The sequence below is a fragment of the Acetobacter oryzifermentans genome, assembly GCF_001628715.1.
Classification (GTDB): domain Bacteria; phylum Pseudomonadota; class Alphaproteobacteria; order Acetobacterales; family Acetobacteraceae; genus Acetobacter; species Acetobacter oryzifermentans.
Genome location: NZ_CP011120.1, coordinates 2,343,765 through 2,362,148 on the forward strand (window position 1 = coordinate 2,343,765; position 18,384 = coordinate 2,362,148).

20 protein-coding genes and 4 pseudogenes are annotated in these 18,384 nt (G+C 55.3%); 9 read left to right on the forward strand and 15 right to left on the reverse strand.

Annotated elements, in window-relative coordinates:
* Positions 1-156: 156 nt before the first annotated feature.
* Positions 157-642, forward strand: coding sequence for a cupin domain-containing protein (locus WG31_RS11105; protein ID WP_061487256.1), 486 nt, complete (start codon positions 157-159; stop codon positions 640-642).
* A 638-nt stretch (positions 643-1,280) separates the two neighbouring features.
* Here the strand turns inward: WG31_RS11105 and WG31_RS11110 are convergent.
* Positions 1,281-1,751 (reverse strand): MarR family winged helix-turn-helix transcriptional regulator, encoded by a 471-nt coding sequence (locus tag WG31_RS11110; protein WP_029495916.1) that lies wholly within the window; start codon positions 1,749-1,751, stop codon positions 1,281-1,283.
* A 162-nt stretch (positions 1,752-1,913) separates the two neighbouring features.
* On the opposite strand from WG31_RS11110, the gene WG31_RS11115 reads away from it, so the two are divergent.
* From WG31_RS11115 to WG31_RS11125, 3 genes are all read left to right on the forward strand, one after another.
* Positions 1,914-2,936, forward strand: coding sequence for an alpha/beta hydrolase (locus tag WG31_RS11115; protein WP_063354556.1), 1,023 nt, complete (start codon positions 1,914-1,916; stop codon positions 2,934-2,936).
* Between the two features lie 301 nt (positions 2,937-3,237).
* Positions 3,238-3,819, forward strand: coding sequence for a DJ-1/PfpI family protein (locus tag WG31_RS11120; protein WP_063354557.1), 582 nt, complete (start codon positions 3,238-3,240; stop codon positions 3,817-3,819).
* A 26-nt stretch (positions 3,820-3,845) separates the two neighbouring features.
* Complete coding sequence (locus WG31_RS11125) at positions 3,846-4,169, forward strand: ribbon-helix-helix domain-containing protein (protein ID WP_063354558.1); 324 nt, start codon at positions 3,846-3,848, stop codon at positions 4,167-4,169.
* A 29-nt stretch (positions 4,170-4,198) separates the two neighbouring features.
* On the opposite strand, the pseudogene WG31_RS11130 reads toward WG31_RS11125, so the two are convergent.
* Positions 4,199-4,567 (reverse strand): annotated as a pseudogene (locus WG31_RS11130) (integrase core domain-containing protein); the annotation flags it as partial.
* Positions 4,568-4,692: 125 nt separating this feature from the next.
* Here WG31_RS11130 and WG31_RS15105 point away from each other — a divergent pair.
* Positions 4,693-5,091: pseudogene (locus WG31_RS15105) on the forward strand (IS110 family transposase); the annotation flags it as partial.
* Positions 5,092-5,169: 78 nt separating this feature from the next.
* On the opposite strand, the pseudogene WG31_RS11135 reads toward WG31_RS15105, so the two are convergent.
* The 6 genes and pseudogenes from WG31_RS11135 to WG31_RS11155 form a co-directional block, all read right to left on the reverse strand.
* Positions 5,170-5,523 (reverse strand): annotated as a pseudogene (locus tag WG31_RS11135) (alpha/beta hydrolase fold domain-containing protein); the annotation flags it as partial.
* A gap of 522 nt (positions 5,524-6,045) precedes the next feature.
* Complete coding sequence (locus WG31_RS11140) at positions 6,046-6,663, reverse strand: class I SAM-dependent methyltransferase (RefSeq protein WP_157884532.1); 618 nt, start codon at positions 6,661-6,663, stop codon at positions 6,046-6,048.
* 231 nt (positions 6,664-6,894) lie between these two features.
* A complete protein-coding gene (locus tag WG31_RS11145; RefSeq protein WP_082823205.1) occupies positions 6,895-7,398 on the reverse strand; it encodes a hypothetical protein in 504 nt (167 codons plus the stop codon).
* Positions 7,399-7,473: 75 nt separating this feature from the next.
* Positions 7,474-7,761 carry a hypothetical protein gene (locus WG31_RS11150; protein WP_020943931.1) on the reverse strand — a complete coding sequence of 96 codons (288 nt, stop codon included), beginning with the start codon at positions 7,759-7,761 and terminating at the stop codon, positions 7,474-7,476.
* The gene (locus WG31_RS15580) at positions 7,754-7,891 is read right to left on the reverse strand and encodes a hypothetical protein (RefSeq protein ID WP_156102453.1); all 138 of its coding nucleotides are present in this window, start codon (positions 7,889-7,891) and stop codon (positions 7,754-7,756) included. The genes WG31_RS11150 and WG31_RS15580 overlap by 8 nt, the downstream gene beginning before the upstream one ends.
* Before the next feature lie 26 nt (positions 7,892-7,917).
* Positions 7,918-8,157, reverse strand: coding sequence for a hypothetical protein (locus WG31_RS11155; RefSeq protein WP_063354560.1), 240 nt, complete (start codon positions 8,155-8,157; stop codon positions 7,918-7,920).
* Positions 8,158-8,340: 183 nt separating this feature from the next.
* Here WG31_RS11155 and WG31_RS11160 point away from each other — a divergent pair, with 183 nt between their 5' ends.
* Together WG31_RS11160 and WG31_RS11165 are read left to right on the forward strand one after the other, a co-directional pair.
* Positions 8,341-8,985, forward strand: coding sequence for an XRE family transcriptional regulator (locus WG31_RS11160; RefSeq protein ID WP_048837090.1), 645 nt, complete (start codon positions 8,341-8,343; stop codon positions 8,983-8,985).
* 226 nt (positions 8,986-9,211) lie between these two features.
* Positions 9,212-10,009, forward strand: a complete 798-nt coding sequence (locus WG31_RS11165; RefSeq protein WP_063354964.1) for an FkbM family methyltransferase — start codon at positions 9,212-9,214, stop codon at positions 10,007-10,009.
* A gap of 91 nt (positions 10,010-10,100) precedes the next feature.
* Here WG31_RS11165 and WG31_RS15585 read toward each other — a convergent pair whose 3' ends face one another.
* The 3 genes from WG31_RS15585 to WG31_RS11175 form a co-directional block, all read right to left on the reverse strand.
* Positions 10,101-10,310, reverse strand: a complete 210-nt coding sequence (locus WG31_RS15585) for a hypothetical protein (RefSeq protein WP_157884533.1) — start codon at positions 10,308-10,310, stop codon at positions 10,101-10,103.
* A gap of 288 nt (positions 10,311-10,598) precedes the next feature.
* Positions 10,599-11,261 carry a hypothetical protein gene (locus WG31_RS11170; protein WP_063354561.1) on the reverse strand — a complete coding sequence of 221 codons (663 nt, stop codon included), beginning with the start codon at positions 11,259-11,261 and terminating at the stop codon, positions 10,599-10,601.
* Positions 11,262-11,263: 2 nt separating this feature from the next.
* Positions 11,264-11,980, reverse strand: coding sequence for a hypothetical protein (locus WG31_RS11175; RefSeq protein ID WP_245191509.1), 717 nt, complete (start codon positions 11,978-11,980; stop codon positions 11,264-11,266).
* 119 nt (positions 11,981-12,099) lie between these two features.
* Here WG31_RS11175 and WG31_RS11180 point away from each other — a divergent pair, with 119 nt between their 5' ends.
* Positions 12,100-12,486 carry a hypothetical protein gene (locus WG31_RS11180; RefSeq protein WP_063354562.1) on the forward strand — a complete coding sequence of 129 codons (387 nt, stop codon included), beginning with the start codon at positions 12,100-12,102 and terminating at the stop codon, positions 12,484-12,486.
* 780 nt (positions 12,487-13,266) lie between these two features.
* On the opposite strand, the gene WG31_RS15110 is transcribed toward WG31_RS11180, so the two are convergent.
* Positions 13,267-14,021, reverse strand: a protein-coding gene (locus WG31_RS15110; protein ID WP_373853786.1) for an IS5 family transposase whose coding sequence is annotated in 2 segments (ribosomal slippage) — positions 13,267-13,680 and positions 13,683-14,021 — 753 coding nt in all. Because the reading frame shifts where the segments join, the coding sequence is not laid out codon by codon here.
* A gap of 274 nt (positions 14,022-14,295) precedes the next feature.
* On the opposite strand from WG31_RS15110, the pseudogene WG31_RS11195 reads away from it, so the two are divergent.
* Positions 14,296-15,667, forward strand: a pseudogene (locus WG31_RS11195) (DUF6538 domain-containing protein).
* Positions 15,668-15,832: 165 nt separating this feature from the next.
* On the opposite strand, the gene tnpC reads toward WG31_RS11195, so the two are convergent.
* The 3 genes from tnpC to tnpA form a co-directional block, all read right to left on the reverse strand.
* Positions 15,833-17,443, reverse strand: coding sequence for an IS66 family transposase (gene tnpC, locus WG31_RS11200; RefSeq protein WP_048846599.1), 1,611 nt, complete (start codon positions 17,441-17,443; stop codon positions 15,833-15,835).
* Positions 17,444-17,508: 65 nt separating this feature from the next.
* Positions 17,509-17,856: an IS66 family insertion sequence element accessory protein TnpB gene (gene tnpB, locus WG31_RS11205; protein WP_007396145.1), complete on the reverse strand. Its 348-nt coding sequence runs from the start codon at positions 17,854-17,856 to the stop codon at positions 17,509-17,511.
* Positions 17,853-18,254 carry an IS66-like element accessory protein TnpA gene (gene tnpA, locus WG31_RS11210; protein ID WP_039732708.1) on the reverse strand — a complete coding sequence of 134 codons (402 nt, stop codon included), beginning with the start codon at positions 18,252-18,254 and terminating at the stop codon, positions 17,853-17,855. The genes tnpB and tnpA overlap by 4 nt, the downstream gene beginning before the upstream one ends.
* Positions 18,255-18,384 lie beyond the last annotated feature (130 nt).

Below are 18,384 nucleotides of genomic sequence, written 5' to 3' on the forward strand. Positions count from 1 at the left end.
ACCCTGTCGAAAAGCAAAGGAAGTATCTGCATTGCCCTGCACGTTTCAGAGAGAGGAGTCCGCAAGGGATTGCTTTTGAAGGCAGCTTCACAAAAGTATCCCTATGCGGGAAACAGGCGCAATGTTGCCTATAAATTCTGAAGAAAAGAGGAAACAATGAACAGACGCACGCTCATTATCGCGACCGCCATTTCACTGATCTCGACAGGATCGGCAAGCTTTGCACAGAGCCATAGTCATGGCGGGGCAAAGGTCATTTCCACCCCCGAGGATGTTCAGTGGCAGCCCGCACCGGCCATTTTTCCGCAGGGAATGAAAATTGCCTATCTTTATGGCGATCTGGCAAAACACGAACCGTTCACCATCCGGGTCATGATGCCGCCCCACAGCGTTATTGCACCGCACACGCATAATCTTGACGAAATGCTCACGATTATATCCGGTAATCTCGATCATTACACCGGCCCGAAAATGAATCCGTCAGAAGGACTTCATATGGAAGCGGGCGGTTTCGTGCACCTTCCGGTGAATATGGGTCACGCCCTGAAGGCTGGGGACAGCGGGGCTATCTTGCAGGTTTCCGGTGTTGGTCCTTTCGGCATGACCTATGTCGATCCAAAGGATGATCCGCGACACAGGTAATAGTCATAGAATCAGTGTTCCGACGTGCCTGAGACTTCCACCCAATGGGGATCATGATCTCAGGCACGTCGGTACACGCTTCATTTCAAGTGGGCGAAGGCCCGACGCATCAAGCCTGTATGCCGATCAGTGCCTCGCTGAGCCCCCACAGACGGGTGGCCGCTGCAGGATCGATGGCCCACGGCAGGACACCATCAAGAGCCTTGTGATCGGCCGGTATTCATGAGGACTTACACGATGCAAACCGCTGGACTACGGTAACAAAGATTGCAGACCCTTCATCTTCTCGCTGCTCGGCGTCGGCAATGTGAGTCCAAACCTCCATCGAGATTTGGACTCACATTGCTATCACGACGTAAAAGGTCTGAAGCAGCCTGTCTGCTTTTCACGCGCTAAACGGACAGATTGCTGTCGCCTTCATGTCGGACGCCAGAGCGTCGGCCTTTGCTTCTCTGAAGCCGACGTGTTCATGGCCTGCGAGAATAGGCTGTCGCCGATCACGACCAACACACGAGCATCCAGCCTAAAATGCGCGGTATGTGCCAGCAGCCAAGTGCGATCACCCCGTTTGTCTCTGTAGGGCATAGGGGGAACTCAAGACCAGTCTCCCTGGAAAAGGTTATCAATGGGTGACAGGCTCAATGATCGTCGGAATTGCAGCCCGGAGCACGCGGAGAGCTGACGGCTTGGCGCAGCCGGTCGACCCGATTACGCAAGTCCCGCAGTTCGGTGATCGACAGCCCGGTCGCCGTTAACACACAAGCCGGAATCGTCTCGGCCTGAACGCGCAGGGCCCGACCGGCCTCGGTCAGATGAACGCGCACCTGTCGTTCGTCCTTCTGGTCGCGGGTGCGCTCCACAAGGCCAGCGCCCTCCAGCCGCTTGAGCAACGGGGTCAGGGTGGAGCTAACCAGATCGAGTTGTGATCCGATTTCGCCGACAAGTCTGCCGTCACTGCTCCACAGGACGGTCATTACTAGATATTGCGGATAGGTGAGACCGAGCGGCTCGAGCAGCGGTTGGTACAGCCGATTGAAGGCGTGGCTCGCGGCATACAGCGAGAAGCACACGAAATTCGACAGATCAGGTGTGGATGGGTCTTCGTTCATATCGTCCTCCATAAGTAGGGCCATTATATCGCGTAATATCAAATCTTGGGCGATGTTAATGCATGGGAGCCATGCAATTTACCATGTTGAGCGATAATATCGTGCGCGATATGTAATGCCTCACAGGCCGATCGCAGCCTGATCGATACGGAGTTTTCCATCATGAAGCGCCTCTCCACAGTCATCGCCTTGGCTACCGCTATTGCCGCCGCGCCCGCGCTCGCCGCTCCCGTGCTGGAGCCCACGACCCAGCATTTCCTCAACGACCTCGCCACCGCCCATGTCCCGGCCATCCCCTCGCTGTCCCCGCACGATGCCCGTGCGCTGCTGGACGGCGCGCAGGCATCGGTGAAGGTCACCGCTCCCGCTGCCCGGATCACCGACCGCGTGCTCCCCGTTGGCCCGACCGGCAGCACACGCATCCGGATCTATCGCCCGTTCGACGCCCCGAACCATGCGCCGGCCATCGTCTATTATCATGGTGCCGGTTGGGTGATGGGCGGCCCGGCCAGCCATGACCGCCTCGTGCGCGATCTAGCGGCGGGCAGCGGTGCGGTGGTGATCTTCGTCGATTACGAACGCTCGCCCGAGGCGCGTTATCCAACTGCGATCGAGCAGGATTATGCGGTTCTGGAGTATGTCGCTCGTCATCCGGTCGAATTCGGGATCGATCCATCCCGCATTGCCATCGCCGGAGACAGCGTCGGCGGTAATATGGTTGCGGTCGTCTCCGCCCTCGTTGCGGAGCGGCATGGACCCAGGCCCGTAGCCCAGCTCCTGTTCTATCCGGTGACCGATGCCGCAATGAATGACGGATCCTATCGCGAGTTCGCCAGTGGCCCCTGGCTGACAGCGAAAGCCATGGATTATTTCTGGAACCAGTATCTGCCTGCCGGCACGGATCGCGCCCAGCCGCATGTCTCGCCGCTGAACACGCCGGACTCCATCCTGCACGGGCAGGCGCCAGCGCTGGTCATTACAGATGAAAACGATGTCCTGCGTGACGAGGGCGAGGCCTACGCCCGACGCCTGGTCGAAGCTGGCGTGCCGGTCATAACGACCCGCTATAACGCGACGATCCACGATTTCGTTATGCTCAATGCGCTTGCCAAGACGCCGGCGGCCACCGCCGCAGTCGCCCAAGCGGCTCATTTCCTACGCGATGCCTTTACGAAGGTAAAGTGAGAGAACAGAAGCGGTCTGAAGCAATTTCCTCCAAAAAGAGGGAGCCCGCTCAGCCGGGCAAGTCGCTCTTCAACATCAAAGAAACCGGGCTGTTTCATGTCGCCACTCCTCCAATGAAAACCGGAAAAATGGAATCACAGAGAGGGCCTCAAAACCAAGAGGTTTTTCGAACCGTCCACTTGATATCGGGATCGAGAAATCACGGCGGGACATAAAATGTCGTCACCACCTATTACCTAGACGTATTGTAAATGCCGTAAATAGAGAACTGCATCGTAAATTCGATCGTTAGGATAATGCAGTGGCTAGTAAACAAATTCTCATGCTCGCAGGCGACTTTGTCGAGGATTACGAGCTCATGGTTCCGTTCCAGATGCTGCTCATGGTGGGGCACAAGGTTGACGTGGTTTCACCCGGAAAGAGAGCGGGGGAACACGTGGTCACAGCCATCCATGATTTTGAAGGCCATCAGACCTACACCGAAAAACGTGGCCATAATTTCACGCTCAATTCCACCTACGCCGGAGCCAAGGCAGGAGATTACGATGCGCTTGTTATCCCGGGCGGTCGGGCTCCGGAGCAGCTCGGCACGGACGAAACCGTTCTGGAACTCATTCGCGCCTTCGTCGCTGCAGATAAACCGATCGCCGCAGTATGCCACGGCCCGCAGCTTCTTGCCGCGGCAAATGTTGTTGCAGGCCGCAAAATTTCCGCCTACCCCGCTTGTCGCGCCGAAATGATTCTTGCCGGTGCCGATTATCAAACAGTCGCAATGGACGACGCCGTAACAGACGGCAACCTCGTGACGGCGCCAGCCTGGCCGGCACATCCGGCATGGATCAGCCAATTCCTGTCGGTTTTGGGAACACGGATCGAAGTCTAGAAAATTGTCACGATGGGAGAACCGAAATGTGTGAACTCTATATCCGCGCCGATCCGATTCACTATGAGAACCGCACACGATCGCTTCGGATACACGGGGCCGTCACCACTATTCGGCTAGAAAATATGTTTTGGGAAATCCTGACGGAAATTGCAGCGGCTGATGACCTAACTGTTAATCAGCTCATCACGAAGCTTTCAGACGAAGTCACTGAACTTCGTGGCGAACTCCCGAACGTGGCATCTTTCTTGCGGGTCAGTTGCCTCCAATATTTAAAGCGGGAGCGCTCTATCGAAGCAGTATCCGGCCCCAAGGCCGGTCATCCCATCGCATTGCGTCGGGTCGGATAACCGAGCCAACCCCGAAAGCTTGCTCAGAGCTACCTGTTTAGTCCCGTGTTTTGATTGGTTGGATTGATGATGAATTTTTCTGGCTCTGAAGTCCAGATTTTGCAGACGTATTCGTAAGGGGTGAGGCCGTTCAGGGTCTTGAGCCTTCGCCCGAAATTATAGACTGCCATGAAGTCATTGAGGTGTGTCCTCAACTGCTCATGACTGTCGTAATGGAAGCGTTTGACGGTTGCTTCCTTGATTGTCCGGTTCATCCGCTCAACCTGACCGTTCGTCCAGGGATGATTGGGTTTCGTCAGACGATGTTCGATCCCGTGAGCTTCGCAGATCATGTCGAAGCGCATGGGGCGAGACCAGGCCGTATTGCGGTTACGGGGCTGATCAGCGAACTGGATGCCGTAGCACATCGGGAAGCTCTTTTGCAGAGTTCACCTATCTGGCCTTAAGGCCAGATAGGTGGCCACGACCGGGTGATATGTCTCCACTATGATGGTGTCCAGCCACACAGGGGAGATAACCGGCCGTGACCAGACCCAACCCTACACCGACAACAGCTGTTCTCGTCGCTATCGATGTTGCCAAATCACGCAATGAAGTCTTGATTGAGGTGCCCGGTAATCGACGGCGTCGACGCCTGACTGTGGCCAACACGCGCACAGAACATGACCGTTTCATTGCAGAACTGCAGGCCCTGGCACCGCGGCCGGTCATTGTTGGCTTCGAACCGACCGGACATTATCATCGTCCGCTGGCCTGGCGCCTCGTGCAGGCCGGGTTTGATGCACGCCTGATTTCTTCGGTCGCTCTGGCCCGCACGCGAGAGGCGCTGCACAACGGCTGGGACAAGAATGACCCCAAGGATGCGCAGGTCATCCTGCACATGCTCCAGATTGGCGCAGCCAAACCATATCATGATCCTCTTGGCAAGCGCATTGAGCATAACGAAATCGTGGATCGTCGCGTTATAGCGGGTCGTTATGACCGGCACGCCAGCTTCGACCAGGCGTCGGGCGTAGGCCTCGCCCTCGTCACGCAGGACATCGTTTTCATCTGTAATGACCAGCGCTGGCGCCTGCCCGTGCAGGATGGAGTCCGGCGTGTTCAGCGGCGAGACATGCGGCTGGGCGCGATCCGTGCCGGCAGGCAGATACTGGTTCCAGAAATAATCCATGGCTTTCGCTGTCAGCCAGGGGCCACTGGCGAACTCGCGATAGGATCCGTCATTCATTGCGGCATCGGTCACCGGATAGAACAGGAGCTGGGCTACGGGCCTGGGTCCATGCCGCTCTGCAACGAGGGCGGAGACGACCGCAAGACGCCGGCGGCCACCGCCGCAGTCGCCCAAGCGGCTCATTTCCTACGCGATGCCTTTACGAAGGTAAAGTGATAGAACAGAAGCGGTCTGAAGCAATTCCCTCCAAAAAGAGGTAACGCTTCAGCCTCGCGCTGGCCGCAGTTTCTGCTCCGTCCCTCAGGCACTGACCATGCACCTATCGCTGGCATGACGACTGCATATATGCGGGGTCTCATGAGACGGACAGCTCTCGCCCGACGAAGTCGGTTGATCAAGTTGACCTTCAGGAGACGCCCATTTGTGTCGTGACAGTCGATTGCACGAATGACCGCTTTTCCAGTCTACCGTCCAACTGCCGACATTCTGCTTACCCCCCATTGCAGCCATTCCCAAGAATATGGTGGCTCTATTCGACGCCAGCCGACACATAGTGCCTGGCAGACAGATGCTGGCAGCACAGTACGATCCAGAAGGAAGATAACGTAGTGCTTCTCCTTACCAAAGGAGTCAGAAATCTGTCAGGACTTTGAGTGGATGTCGAAATCACTCACACCATGAAGCTGAGGAGCAAAAGCCCCTCGCTCATCCAACACGCCTGAAAAAAACGGAATGCGCAGGCTGCGTTGTTTTGTGCCGTCGCAGAGGTATAAAGCCGTACTGCTTAAAGAGCATGGTCAGATTGGTTTCATTAAACCATTGCAGATGCTCCGGCGGACAGATATCGGGCCATGCCGCCAGATTCTGCGGTGTAGCCCGGTGGCCCGCATCCGGTGCAGAGAGATAGACAACCGCGTTTGGCCGTGTGATGGCCCGAAGGGTTTCCATGAACATCACAGGACTTCTCAGATGCTCCAGCAATTCTGACGAAAACACAAAATCAAAGCGCAGCTCCCGTTTTGCAAAGGCTTCAATATCCTCGGCAAAAAACCTCTGCTCTGGAAAACTGCGCCGTGCAAAGGCAATGCTGTTCTCGCTCAGATCAACCCCCGTGCCACTTCGCGCAAAACGACACAGAGCCGACAGCATGTGTCCACCGCCACACCCCAGATCCACTATGTCACGATGATACACATATGGAATAAACCACAGACTCCGCCAGAATGCGCGCCACCGGCGGGAGCGATCCTTGGGATAGAAATCCGCACACGCGCCCCGGTAGGTCGTCGCATAATAGGCGGCGATAACCGCCTCAGTCGGCATGGGATCAACAAACAGGAACGCGCAGTTTGAACAGCGCACAATCCTGTAACCATTCTTCTCAAGCTGTGGGTGACACACAGCGTGACACACTGGACACGTCACAGCAGGACGCACCGAGACATCAGGCATCGGGGAGAAATCCATTTTTTCAACTGGAGATTATTGTGAGGACATCGGTCGCAACGAGAGACTGGATGTCCTCACAGCACAGCTTTCCTACTGGAAAACCGTTTAGCCGTGGAATGTTCTCAGGAATTTATACTGATGTGTCGGACCATCCCATCTCCAGACAGGCTGTGTGCTGCCCGGTTGCCCAAAAGACAGATCATGCACGCCATCCTGTGTGGTCGACAGAACGGTTATATCGACAGCACCATTGTGCCAGACAACCCGATTGTCACGATCGAGAACAGTGAGTTCACCCCCTGTCTGCCCCCAACATGAATCTGGATCATAGGTCACGGTCGCACCCTGCAGAACACCACCAAGATCAAAATGTAGAACGCCGATCCTGTTCCGGTTCCCACAGACATTTTTATATCCGTGTGCGGTTTTTTCCAGATCAGGAACATGCCGCAATACGGCATCATCTTTTGCTGTTGCAACAGGCAGGTCACTGCCCGGATAGCTTTTTAACTCGTGAAACGCCGTTCCCGCATCCTGTGCCTGCGCTGTCGACACCAGACCACTGGCCGCACAGAGCATGAGAGACAGAGTTATCATTTTTCTTGTCATTTTCTATTTTCCTGTAATCGTATTTTAGAAATAGCGTCTCATTGGTCGGCTGGATGAGAGGTCCCTGCCCTCTCGTCACTCCACACCGTAGAGCTGACGCCTGTGAGCATCAGCGTCGCATTTCTTGCGCACTTCTTTAACGCTCCCCCACAGGCCGATCCCTGCAGCAAAGGCAATGAAGGGGTGCCACCAAAGTCCAATCGCAACACCACACAGAACCTGCCCCATCACACTGCCATGCTGTGCGATCCGGTATTCTTCTCTATGCTTGGCTTCAATTTCCCCGAATTCGGCTTCATACTCGGCCCGACGCTGCTCCAGCCGACTGGAAGACTGCGCGCCAGATGCATCGTGCTCACCCATGAAACACCTCATGCACAAGACCGGCGACAATCAGCATGATCCCCACTGGTATCATGATGTCCGTTGCCAGAAAGACCGCACCCAGCCCGATGACCGCAATCACAACGAGCCCGCCTAGCAGTGTCAGCATCTACGCCTCCCGTCCTGTTTATTCACTTAAAGCCGCCCGATATCACGACACAGGCCCAGCAGATGCGAGAGCCGCTGCTGCAGGACAGAGCCCAGAACGATCAGCCCTTCCAGCAGACGGGCTCCATCACTATCGCCACGCAGATCATCCAGCCGGCTTCTGAGCAATCCGTGCTCCAGTTCCACCAGCCTGAACACGTCGTGCAGGCCGGCATGTAACTCTTCGAGACGAGGATCCGAGGTATTTTCATAAGACGCAGACATCATAATCCCTTCGACAAGACGAGGGTTTCATGCGAAGTTCAGCTTGCAAACCACGACGCCTCGCACATTAACCTTTCTCAATTCATACGATGTTCCGACTATACATACAAGCGGTTTTCTGCATATTCCAAGCCTCCCTGTTCTTCTGGAGGTTTAATGTCCCGACGCAACCGAAAGCGCCCGCTCATGGATGATCAACTGACCCTCATGCGTGAACGGGGAGAGCGGCTCCGTCAGGCGGCTCAGGCCATCGGTATTACACGCGCAGCCAAAGCAGCCGGCGTGCCCTACACAACCCTGCGCGACTATATGAATGGCGGAGAAATGAAGTTCTCTTCCATCGCCTCTCTGGCACGGGTCTGCGGTGTGTCTCTCGACTGGCTGGCTTATGGCGTCGGAGAAGAACCACCCCCTCACCAGACACCGGAGGAAGCGCCCGCCAGGGGCGGTCATCAGGCCGTCATCCCCTGGCTGGACAACCGCGAAGACGGGCTGCGTATCAGCAAAAGCTGGCTTGCCAGAACCTTCCGACAGGATGGCACAGCCTTACGGCTCGTGAGCGTCATTGGGGATGCCATGCTCCCCACTCTGGTCGAGAACGATCTCGTGATCCTCGATACCGCCAATCAGCAAATTCATGGTAGCGGCCTGTTCGCTCTTGCTGTGGACGACAGTATCCTGATCCGGCGACTTGAACGCCGACTGGGAGGCGGCCTGCGCGTCATCGCTGACAATGACCGCTATCCCCCTCAGGATCTGACACAGGACGAAGCCTCCGACCTGAAGATTGTCGGGGAAGTGCTCTGGACTGGGGGCGTTCCCAAGCGTTAAGAAGCCCCGAGAAAGGCTCCGCAATGCGCTACAAATGATTTTTCGTAGATTATAGTCATTTTTTCGCTTGTTGCATGGGTTTCTTCGCAGTATTTGTTCCTGAGAAATGCCGCCTGTTTTCTGGCGGCGATCTCAGGAGTTCTCTGTGCTGTTCTCCCCTGCCCTTCCCCCGCTGACAGAAACCAGGCCGGGTCAGGCTGCACTTGCCCCGTTCGGCAGCTATCCCATGACACGCCGCCAGCACCTTGCCCGCATGCTGATGCATGAACGCCCGCTCGGACGAGGACGCTTACGGCGTGTCGCAGTCTCATGGTTCCAGCAGGGACCCCAGATCGTAGATGGCACCTTGTTTGGCTATCGGGTCAGATTTTATCCGCGCGATAACCAGACCGATGCCAAGGGTGCGGTCTGTGGTGCACTTTATAAGAGACGTGAACTTTGCTGGCTACGCCGCATTCTCTCCCCGGACGCCAGTTTCGTGGATATTGGCGCAAATATGGGGTTTTTCTCCCTGTACGCGGCCCGTTGCCACACACGTAAAATTTTAGCGGTTGAAGCCAATCCGGTTCTGATGGATCGGTTTCGGGAAACACTCGCCCTGAATGAGCCCCTTCCGATCTGGTGCGTTTCCTGCGCGGCGGGCGCGACATCGGGAAATGGACAACTGAGGCCCCGCCACCATGACCTCGGCAGCGGCCAGATCTCCGCCGTCACTTACAAAAAAACACAGACGGGACAACAGGCGGCAACCATCTCCGTTCGTCCTCTCAAAGATATTGTCCAGGAAGCTGGTCTAAAGACCATCACTCTGATGAAGCTTGATATCGAAGGAATGGAACATGCTGTGCTGGACACCTATTTTAGAGATGTCTCTCCGATGCTTTATCCGCAACACCTGATTCTGGAACGTCCCGTCCGCCGAGAGGCGCAACAGGCCCTGGAGCATCTGCTGATTGCCAGTTCACTTTACAGGATCAGCGGACGCACACGCGCCAATCTTCTTCTGTCACGAAACCCTTCATAAGAAACGATAGATTTCAAAAACAGGATCATTGTTTCAAAGATTTCCTCTATCTGGAAAAACTGCTGCCTGCGAACAGGCAGCAGCGTTAAGATCAGCTCTGGTTTGCAGAGGCTTCCAGCGCTTCACACGCGCGTTCAAGCTTCTCGGTCAGATCCGAGGACAGCAAGATGAGGCCATCCAGAGTATCTGTTGAGCCATCACGCACTTCTTTCAGGCCGGCAATAAGTGCTGCACGCATGATCAGCATGACTTCATAGACATCCTGAACGGGCGTCGAGGTCGCACAGAATTGATTTGACATGGATAATTTTCTTTCTGAAAAGTCGTTATCCTCAAATGAAGAAGAAAAACCTCACGCGCAGTCTCACGGGAACCCCGATGACACACGCACACGATGATCTCTTCCTTTTTGGGGAGAAGGGCGACAACCCTTCGAAAGCTTCTCAAATTCTCAAAAAGACTAAGGAAAATGACGAACTTCCACGAGTCAGGTGACTTACGGAAACCAATCAAACGGCAGCCGCAGATTACCCAGAGGAAAAAGGGACTGCACAAAGCAGCCCCTTCCCGTCCTTATCCTTTTGATCTGTTACTCAAAGTCACGGTAGACGCGGTCTTCCATCATTTGCCACCCCACGGCTTTCCCGAATGGTTCTGACATTGGGGGCGGTAGTGTGCGGGCAACAGAAAGCGCTGCCAGCATATTCAAACGGCTCTCGGCAAGAAGGTGACGTAGGACAACACGTGCCTGCATCATGCGGGTAAACGATTCACATTCAAACCAGGGAACTTCAAAACTGGGCTGAAGATACTCGACAATTTCGGCAAGAGAATAGTCGCTGCTTTTACCCAAATTATAAATCCGGGCGAGCTTATGGAGACAGAGATGATGCGGCCGCTCTCCCCAGGGGGCACCGAGAAGTCGATGCAGGAAGGAGACATTATAACCGGCAAGACAGAGGGGCAGTGCTTGATTATGTGGAAACACAGCGTTGAAGATACGATCTTCAACGACAAAGTCACTTCCTCCCCGCTCCCCCGGGACTTTCTGCAACACCCCCTGAAAGACGCCGCCGTTCACATCGGTAAATGTGTGATCAGGCCGCATCACCAGATCGCAATACGCAAGCGATATCGGCAACCCCTCTGCAAGCTGAGGCTGTCCGGGCCCTATCGGCGCAATATCGAGGAGCCGAATTGTGCCTTCGCTCCATCGCGGCAATGTAGTCGTATCTTCTTTTACTATTGTCATGATCAGGCTCCCCGCAGTGCAACATCATCGACTAGATCGATGCAGAGATCTTTCAGCTCCGCGGGACGGGCAAACATGTCGAGCCAAACGACGACTGGTGTTATGTCGAGAGCACGATAAAAGCTGAGACGCTGATCAAGACGTGCAAGCCATCTGCGTTCCTCTTCATTGCGGGTTATACGATCAGAGCCACAGCAGCCCACGACTTCTATGTAGCGGGAAACATTTCCTTTGCGCAGCGTCAGATCGGCACGAAAAAGCCCTTGATCAAGACAGATGGGTTCGTGCACATCAACATGCATGTTGCGCCTCTTCAGAGTGCACAGCATCTGGTAGACAATGCGTTCAGGCAGAGAGTCTAGGAGTGTGCCGTCAGTTGCAACTGGCCCAGAGACAGGCAAATGGGGCCAGAGACCGGCGGCTGTTTGCTGCACGCGTGCCCACTCCTGAGTGCCGCTCTCACCGATGAAAACAAGATGCTGTCCGGGCGCACCTAAAAATCTGAACATGTGGGAATTGGGCGGTGCGCCCAACGCAAGCGCCATATCTTTGTAAAGCAGAAGGTCTGCATCATTAGGATAAAAAATGGATGACAGCGCAGACGAACTGCCTGCTGTTGTTGAAAACGTAGCCATAAAAATTCCAGTAAATGAAGTAAACCCGTAAGGAAGCTGTGCCGTGAAGGCACCCTTCTTTTTCTGGGGAGGCTGGAAAGCCAACCTCAAACACTGCCCCTTCTTCCGGACCAGCTACCGCTCAAACAGAAACATCACCCCCTCTCTCCGGAAAGTAGGCACATCACTGCCAACGGCATGCTCAATCAGGCGCAGAAAAAGTTATGCAAGACTTCTTTCGTCTATTTTTCGAGAATTTTATCATTTTCACCACCATTAATGTTTGTGGAAAAATCGTTGTATTTTTTGCTTATGATAATTGCTGTATATCAGCACTTTCCAACGCACCTGGACGAGCCAAGAGGCGGAAAAATTTCACTCTCAATCAATTACTTAAATCTGTTCTTGGACTGACTACCTGGCTGCCGCAAGGCAGTCAGCACGAAGTGTTTTTCGGTGCCCTGCACCAAAAACACGGTATCGTGCCATCTTTCTCTCTTTTTGACTTATTTAACAGCTTTGTAATGTTATTTATGTCTCTTTCTTTCTCATTCTGGTTTCTGACAAAGCTGTCGTTCTCTTTCTTCAAAAATGATCCAATCACCACTTAAAACGTCTCTGTATCCGTTTATTTGAGGCTCTAATGTTTATCAGTGAGCTGTAGAAAATTCTTCACAGAGGCGTTTTAAGGTCTGTTTTTGCCGCTATGGTTGTGGAGTGGCATGGTCGATTTTGCCGCTTTTTCGGGGTCTTTTTTGTTAAGAATTTTTCCGGAAAAGCGCGGATTCCGTTTTGCCCTCCACTCCGGTTTTTGTCGTGTTTTCGGTGGTTTTTCCTTGGAATAAGGATTTACCCCTGAAAATCGTGCGTGAACCCATAAAATCGGGGGGGTTCTATAGGGGGGTTCCTTGGACCAAGGATTTACCCCTGAAAATCGTGCGTGAACCCATAAAATCGGGGGGGGTTCTATAGGGGGGTTCCTTGGACCAAGGATTTACCCCTGAAAATCGTGCGTGAACCCATAAAATCGGGGGGGGTTCTATAGGGGGATTCCTTGGAATAAGGATTTACCCCTGAAAATCGTGCGTGAACCCATAAAATCGGGGGGGTTCTATAGGGGGGTTCCTTGGACCAAGGATTTACCCCTGAAAACCGTGCGTTAACCCCTAAAATCGGGGGGGTTCTTTCTTGAACGGGCGGTTTCAACTAATTTTCGTGACGGGAACCCCTAAAATCGGGGGGGTTCTATAGGGGGGTTCCTTGGAATAAGGATTTACCCCTGAAAACCGTGCATAATCGTCAATATAAGGGGGTTCTGCTTTATTCCGTCCTGTTCAACTCATTTTCCTGACGGATTGCCCAAAATCGGGGAGGTTTGCTACGGCGTGTCGTCAGTTAAGCAGGATGATGATTGAGGCGAACTGCACTGCTGCGAGGAATGTTGACTTCAGTTTGTCGTAGCGCGTTGCGATGGCGCGGAACTGTTTGAGTTTATTGAAGAACTGCTCAATAAGATTACGTTCCCTGTAAAGAGCGAAGTCTGTTTTGCGTTGTGTCGTTCTGTTGCGTTTTGGTGGAATGACCGGGGTAATCCCACGCTCTGTCAGTCGGTCGATCAACCTGTCTGCGTCATAAGCCTTGTCGGCAAGAAAGGCATCCGGGTCGATCTTTTCCAGAAGCGGTTCGGCCTGAGTAATATCGGCATCCTGACCCGGTGTGATATCGAGTTCCACCGGGTTCCCGAGAGCATCACAGATGGCATGGATCTTTGTGGTTAGTCCGCCCCGCGACCGTCCGATGGCCTGATCCGCGCCCCCTTTTTCAGGGCTCCGGCGCTGTGCTGATGCGCCCGGACTATCGTGCTGTCGATCATCATGTATTCATTGTCGTGATCTGCCGCCAGATGGCGAAATATCCGCTCGATTACACCGCTTTCGCACCAGCGGCGCAGACGCCGGTGGACATTTTTCCAGTCCCCGAAACGCGGTGGAAGATCACGCCAGGGGATGCCTGCGCAATAGCGATACAACACGGCTTCCACGAAGAGACGATTGTCCGCAGCCGTGCCGCCAACATAACCTTCACGACCGGGAAGAAGGTCTTTTATGCAGAATGGTCTGAAGATTTTTGATATGGTGACAATCATTAACCCCTTCCAAAAACCATAGGTTAAGGTTAAATCGGTTTATTGAAGCTCCCAGACTGTTTAATCAATGTTGGGAGCTAAAACATAGACCAGAAGACAGCACGTCGCGTTCTTTTTGCTGTTTCAATGGGTTAGCAAAGCGTCACTGCGGGTTGATGCAGGTTCGAGTCCCGCAGTTCGCACCACAGACACCTGAAATAGCACGATTTTTCGGCTGAATGAGGAGCAAAGGCTGTCTTTGCTCCATCATCCTTCCCCACCGAGGGAAGATTCTATGCTCCGTGTCCGAGGCACTACCTACCACTTCCGCCGTATCGTTCCCCCTGCCCTGCGAGCAGCCTTAAACCGGCGGGAAATCTGGGTTTCTTTGAAAACTGGCTACCAGAATGAAGCTCGCAAACGCGCTTGTTTACTTCACGCCAGAACCACTGAAATGTTCATGCAAGCCCATTCTGCACTGGTAGAACCAGACGCTTTAAGCAGGCTTGAGGGACTGCGGGTTTCACTGCGGGATTTGCAGAGCGTGAACCTGCCTTCATCTGCTCAGGAAACGGGGTCCGTGCCGGTGTCAGCACCGATGCCAAAACCCCGAACAATCAAGAAACCGGCCAAAGCACCCAAAGCCCAACCTTTGATGCTCTCCGGTGCCCTGAAACGCTTTGTGCAGGATAATTCCCATGCCAGTGCTGACACCAAGAAAGCGACCCAGCGGGCAGTGGACCTCTTTCTTCAAGCGTTTGGAGATGCTCCTGTATCCATCATAGGGGGCGAGAAGGCCGGAGCCTTCCGTGACCTGCTGTTTTATCTTCCGGCATCGCTGGGCAAACGTAAGAGCCGCCTTACCCTTGAGGAAGAGGCACAGAGAGTCAGAGATGAAGGTCTGCCAACTTTGAGTGGCAAGAGCGTTAAAAACCATATGATGCGTCTCTCTGCCCTTTGGAGCCAGTTACACCAGCGGGAATTGGTCACACGTAACCCGTGGACGGGCTGGAATTTTGAAAATGGGCAAAAGACCATACGCAGAAGCTGGACTGCCAGAGAACTGGCTTTGCTGGCCTCCGCGTCATGGCATAGCACATCCGTGCCAGAACAGACCTTCCGGCTTGTGACCCTTATTGCTGCCTACTCTGGTATGAGGCTGGGTGAAATCTGCACCCTGAGAAAAGAAGACCTCCAGACCGTTGATGGTATCCCCTGTTTTATGGTCAGGCCACATTCTGACGATGGCTGGTCACCAAAGACGGAAGCTGGCACTCGTGTGGTGCCAATCCATTCAAAGCTGATTGAAGCCGGTATTCTAGCCCTTAAGGATACCACAGACGGCCCATACCTCATTCCCGGCTTGGAGACTTCAAAACAGGGCGTCAGGGGCGCAGCCCTTGGCAGGGCTTTCTCATTGCTCAAGACCCGCATTGGTACCAGCAGAAATCACCTTCCATTCATTCCGGCATACTGTTTCCACCCAACTCAGAAATGCAGATGCCAATATCAGAGAGGTCTGGATTGACCGCCTGCTGGGTCATGAAGCAACTCACAAAAGCCAAGGGACAACCACCTATCTGACCAGGATTTCGACTGCCAACCTCAGCCAAACAATAGAGGCAATCAGCTACCCGGAAAAAGCCTTCAAAAAGTTAGCGTTTTAAAAGGGAGCCAGCAGTGCTCAATGGCTACCCATTGAGCATCTGGCAAGGGGGAGAAACCTCCCCCGTTGACCCCCATAAAGGCAGTTTACTGCCCTTATTTCTCGCCCCAGCAAAGATGGAGAGTGTGGGAGGAGGGTAACCATCCGGCGAGAGACGCGGGCGTGATCAGGCAGCGATGCTATTCTGCCCTTGAGCAATGGGTTTCCAATGCCAGGGGAGGAGTTCATGGAGGCGTGGGTTGGGAGTGTCGTTGATGCGGGCGAGCACATCGGCGAGCCATGCCTGAGGATTGACCTCGTTCAGGCGGCAGGTGGCGACGAGGGAATACATGGCGGCGGCTCTTTCACCGCCACGATCGGAGCCTGCGAACAGCCAGGCTTTTCTCCCCAGTGCGATACCGCGGATTGCACGTTCCGCCGCATTATTCGTCAGACAGATCCGGCCGTCTTCAAGAAATACCGTGAATGTATCGACCCGTCTGAGAATATAGTTCATTGCCTGGGCAATGGGGTTTTTCGACGACATGCGCCGGCAGGTCTCGCGCATCCAGTCGAGCAGATCCTCGACCAGCGGGGCGATACTCTCCTTGCGGATGGCCAGCCGATGTGCGGCGGAGCTGCTGTTGATCGCGCGTTCGGCGTCGAATATGGCGTCGATCCGGCGCACGGCCTCTATGGCGAGTGGCGCCTTGTCTTTCTCGGCAATCTTGAACAGTCCCCGGCGTCCATGCGCCCAGCAGCCGACCGCGACCACAGGCGCGGGCTGACGTCCCGGCTTTGCCAGGTGAGTGTATCCGGCATAGGCGTCTGATTGCAGGATTCCGGTCCAGCCGGTGAGATGGTCGGCCGGATGTTCACCTTTACGGTCTCGGGAGTAGCGGAACCACACGGCTGGGGGCGCGAGGCCGCCAAATGGGGCATCGTCGCGCACATAATTCCACAATCGTCCGGTCACGGTGCGCCCCTTCGCCAGTACGGGCACTGTGGTGTCGTCCGCATGCAGACGCTGGGCTGCGAGCACATGTGCCCGGATCAGCGCGGTAAGGGGCGCCAGCGTCGCGGTGCAGGCACCCACCCAGTCGGCTAGCGTCGAGGTGTCGAGATCGATCCCCTCACGGGCAAATGCATCGCTCTGCCGGTTCAGCGGCAGATGCTGCAGGAACTTGTCGCACAGGATGCCCGCAAGCAGCTTTGGACCGGCCCGTCCGCGTGCGATCGGGTGGAAAGGTGCCGGTGGCTGGGTGATGCTCTCGCAGTCGCGGCAGGTGAATTTCTCGCGCACCGTCTGGATCACCTTGAACTGTCGCGGGATCACCTCCAGCGTCTCGGTGACACTCTCCCCCAGCTTACTCAGGCGCTCGCCGCCACAGCACGGGCAATGTGTCGGCACGGGGATGACGACCCGTTCGCGCGGGAGATCGGCGCGCAGCGGCTGGCGACCGTGATTGCGCCGGGGCGCTGTCGCCCGCACGGCAGGATCGGAAGCGTTTTCCGGCGCATCCTCGGCGTGCGCCGTCTCCAGATCCTCCAGTTCGAGTTCGAACTGGGCCAGCAGACGGCGCCCCCGCTCCGATGAGGCCCCGAAACGGTCCTGGCGCATCCGCGCAATGAGGTGCTTGAGATGAGCGATCTGCGCCTCGGCGCTGATCGCTCGGGTTTCAGCGGCAGTGGCCCGGGTTTCGGCAGAAGACGCCCGGAATTCGGCGACCTGAACGCGCGCCTCGACCGCGGCAAGTGCCGCGCGCAGGGCCATCATCTCGTCCGTGTCTCCCGTCATGAAGACAGTTGACCACATGGGCGCTCAAAAGAGTACCAGTATATGCTGATCTGGCGCAGTTTTTATTATCCCGCCAGTTCGGGTCTCCAGGTTTTCTGCGGGTTTCTCCAGTCGATCCCTTCCAGCAGGCAACTTAATTGTGACGGGGAAAGATGGATCACCCCGTCCCTGGCCGAGGGCCAGAGGAAATGCCCACGCTCGATCCGCTTCGCATATAATGACAGGCCTACGCCATCGTGCCAGATCAGTTTCACCAGGTCGCCGCGCTTTCCCCTGAAGGCATAAACGTCGCCGGCGAAAGGATCACGACCCAGCGTTTCCTGGACTTTCAGAGCCAGCCCGGGCATCCCGAGGCGCATATCGGTCACGCCGGCCGCCAGCCATATCCTCAGCGTGGAGGGAAGCGGAATCATGACCGCAGCGCGCCCACAATCTCACGCAGACGATCAGCGGACAGCCCCGTGTCGAATTCGAGCCGCACACCGTCCGGAAAGACCACGCTGACCGCTCGGCCAGGCGGCGTTCCCTGTTCGCTTCGACGCTCCAATGCCTGCGGCTGAGGTGCCGGAGCCACCATGACAGGCACGAACGATGTTCCGCCCTGCGCTTTGGCCCGGGCCTCTCGCCGCCAGCGAAACACCAGGCTTGGATGAACACCATACTGTGCAGCCACCTCCCTTACGGGGCGCCGGCTCTCGTAGGACGCGATGACCACGCGCGCGCGAAATTCAGGGGCGTGCCAGCGGCGGCGATCTGAAACGATCTCGATCCGCGAGGCTTCCGCCAGCCTGTCTCGCTCTCCTGCCTCCATACCGCTCCCTTGGAGCCTCTCTGCGGTACTACCTGCGACACTCGCAGGTAGTACCGCGTCTCTATCTCTTGAATCGCTCATGATTCATAGCTGAACCAGAATAGAAATATTCAGCAAGGCGGCAGTCGCC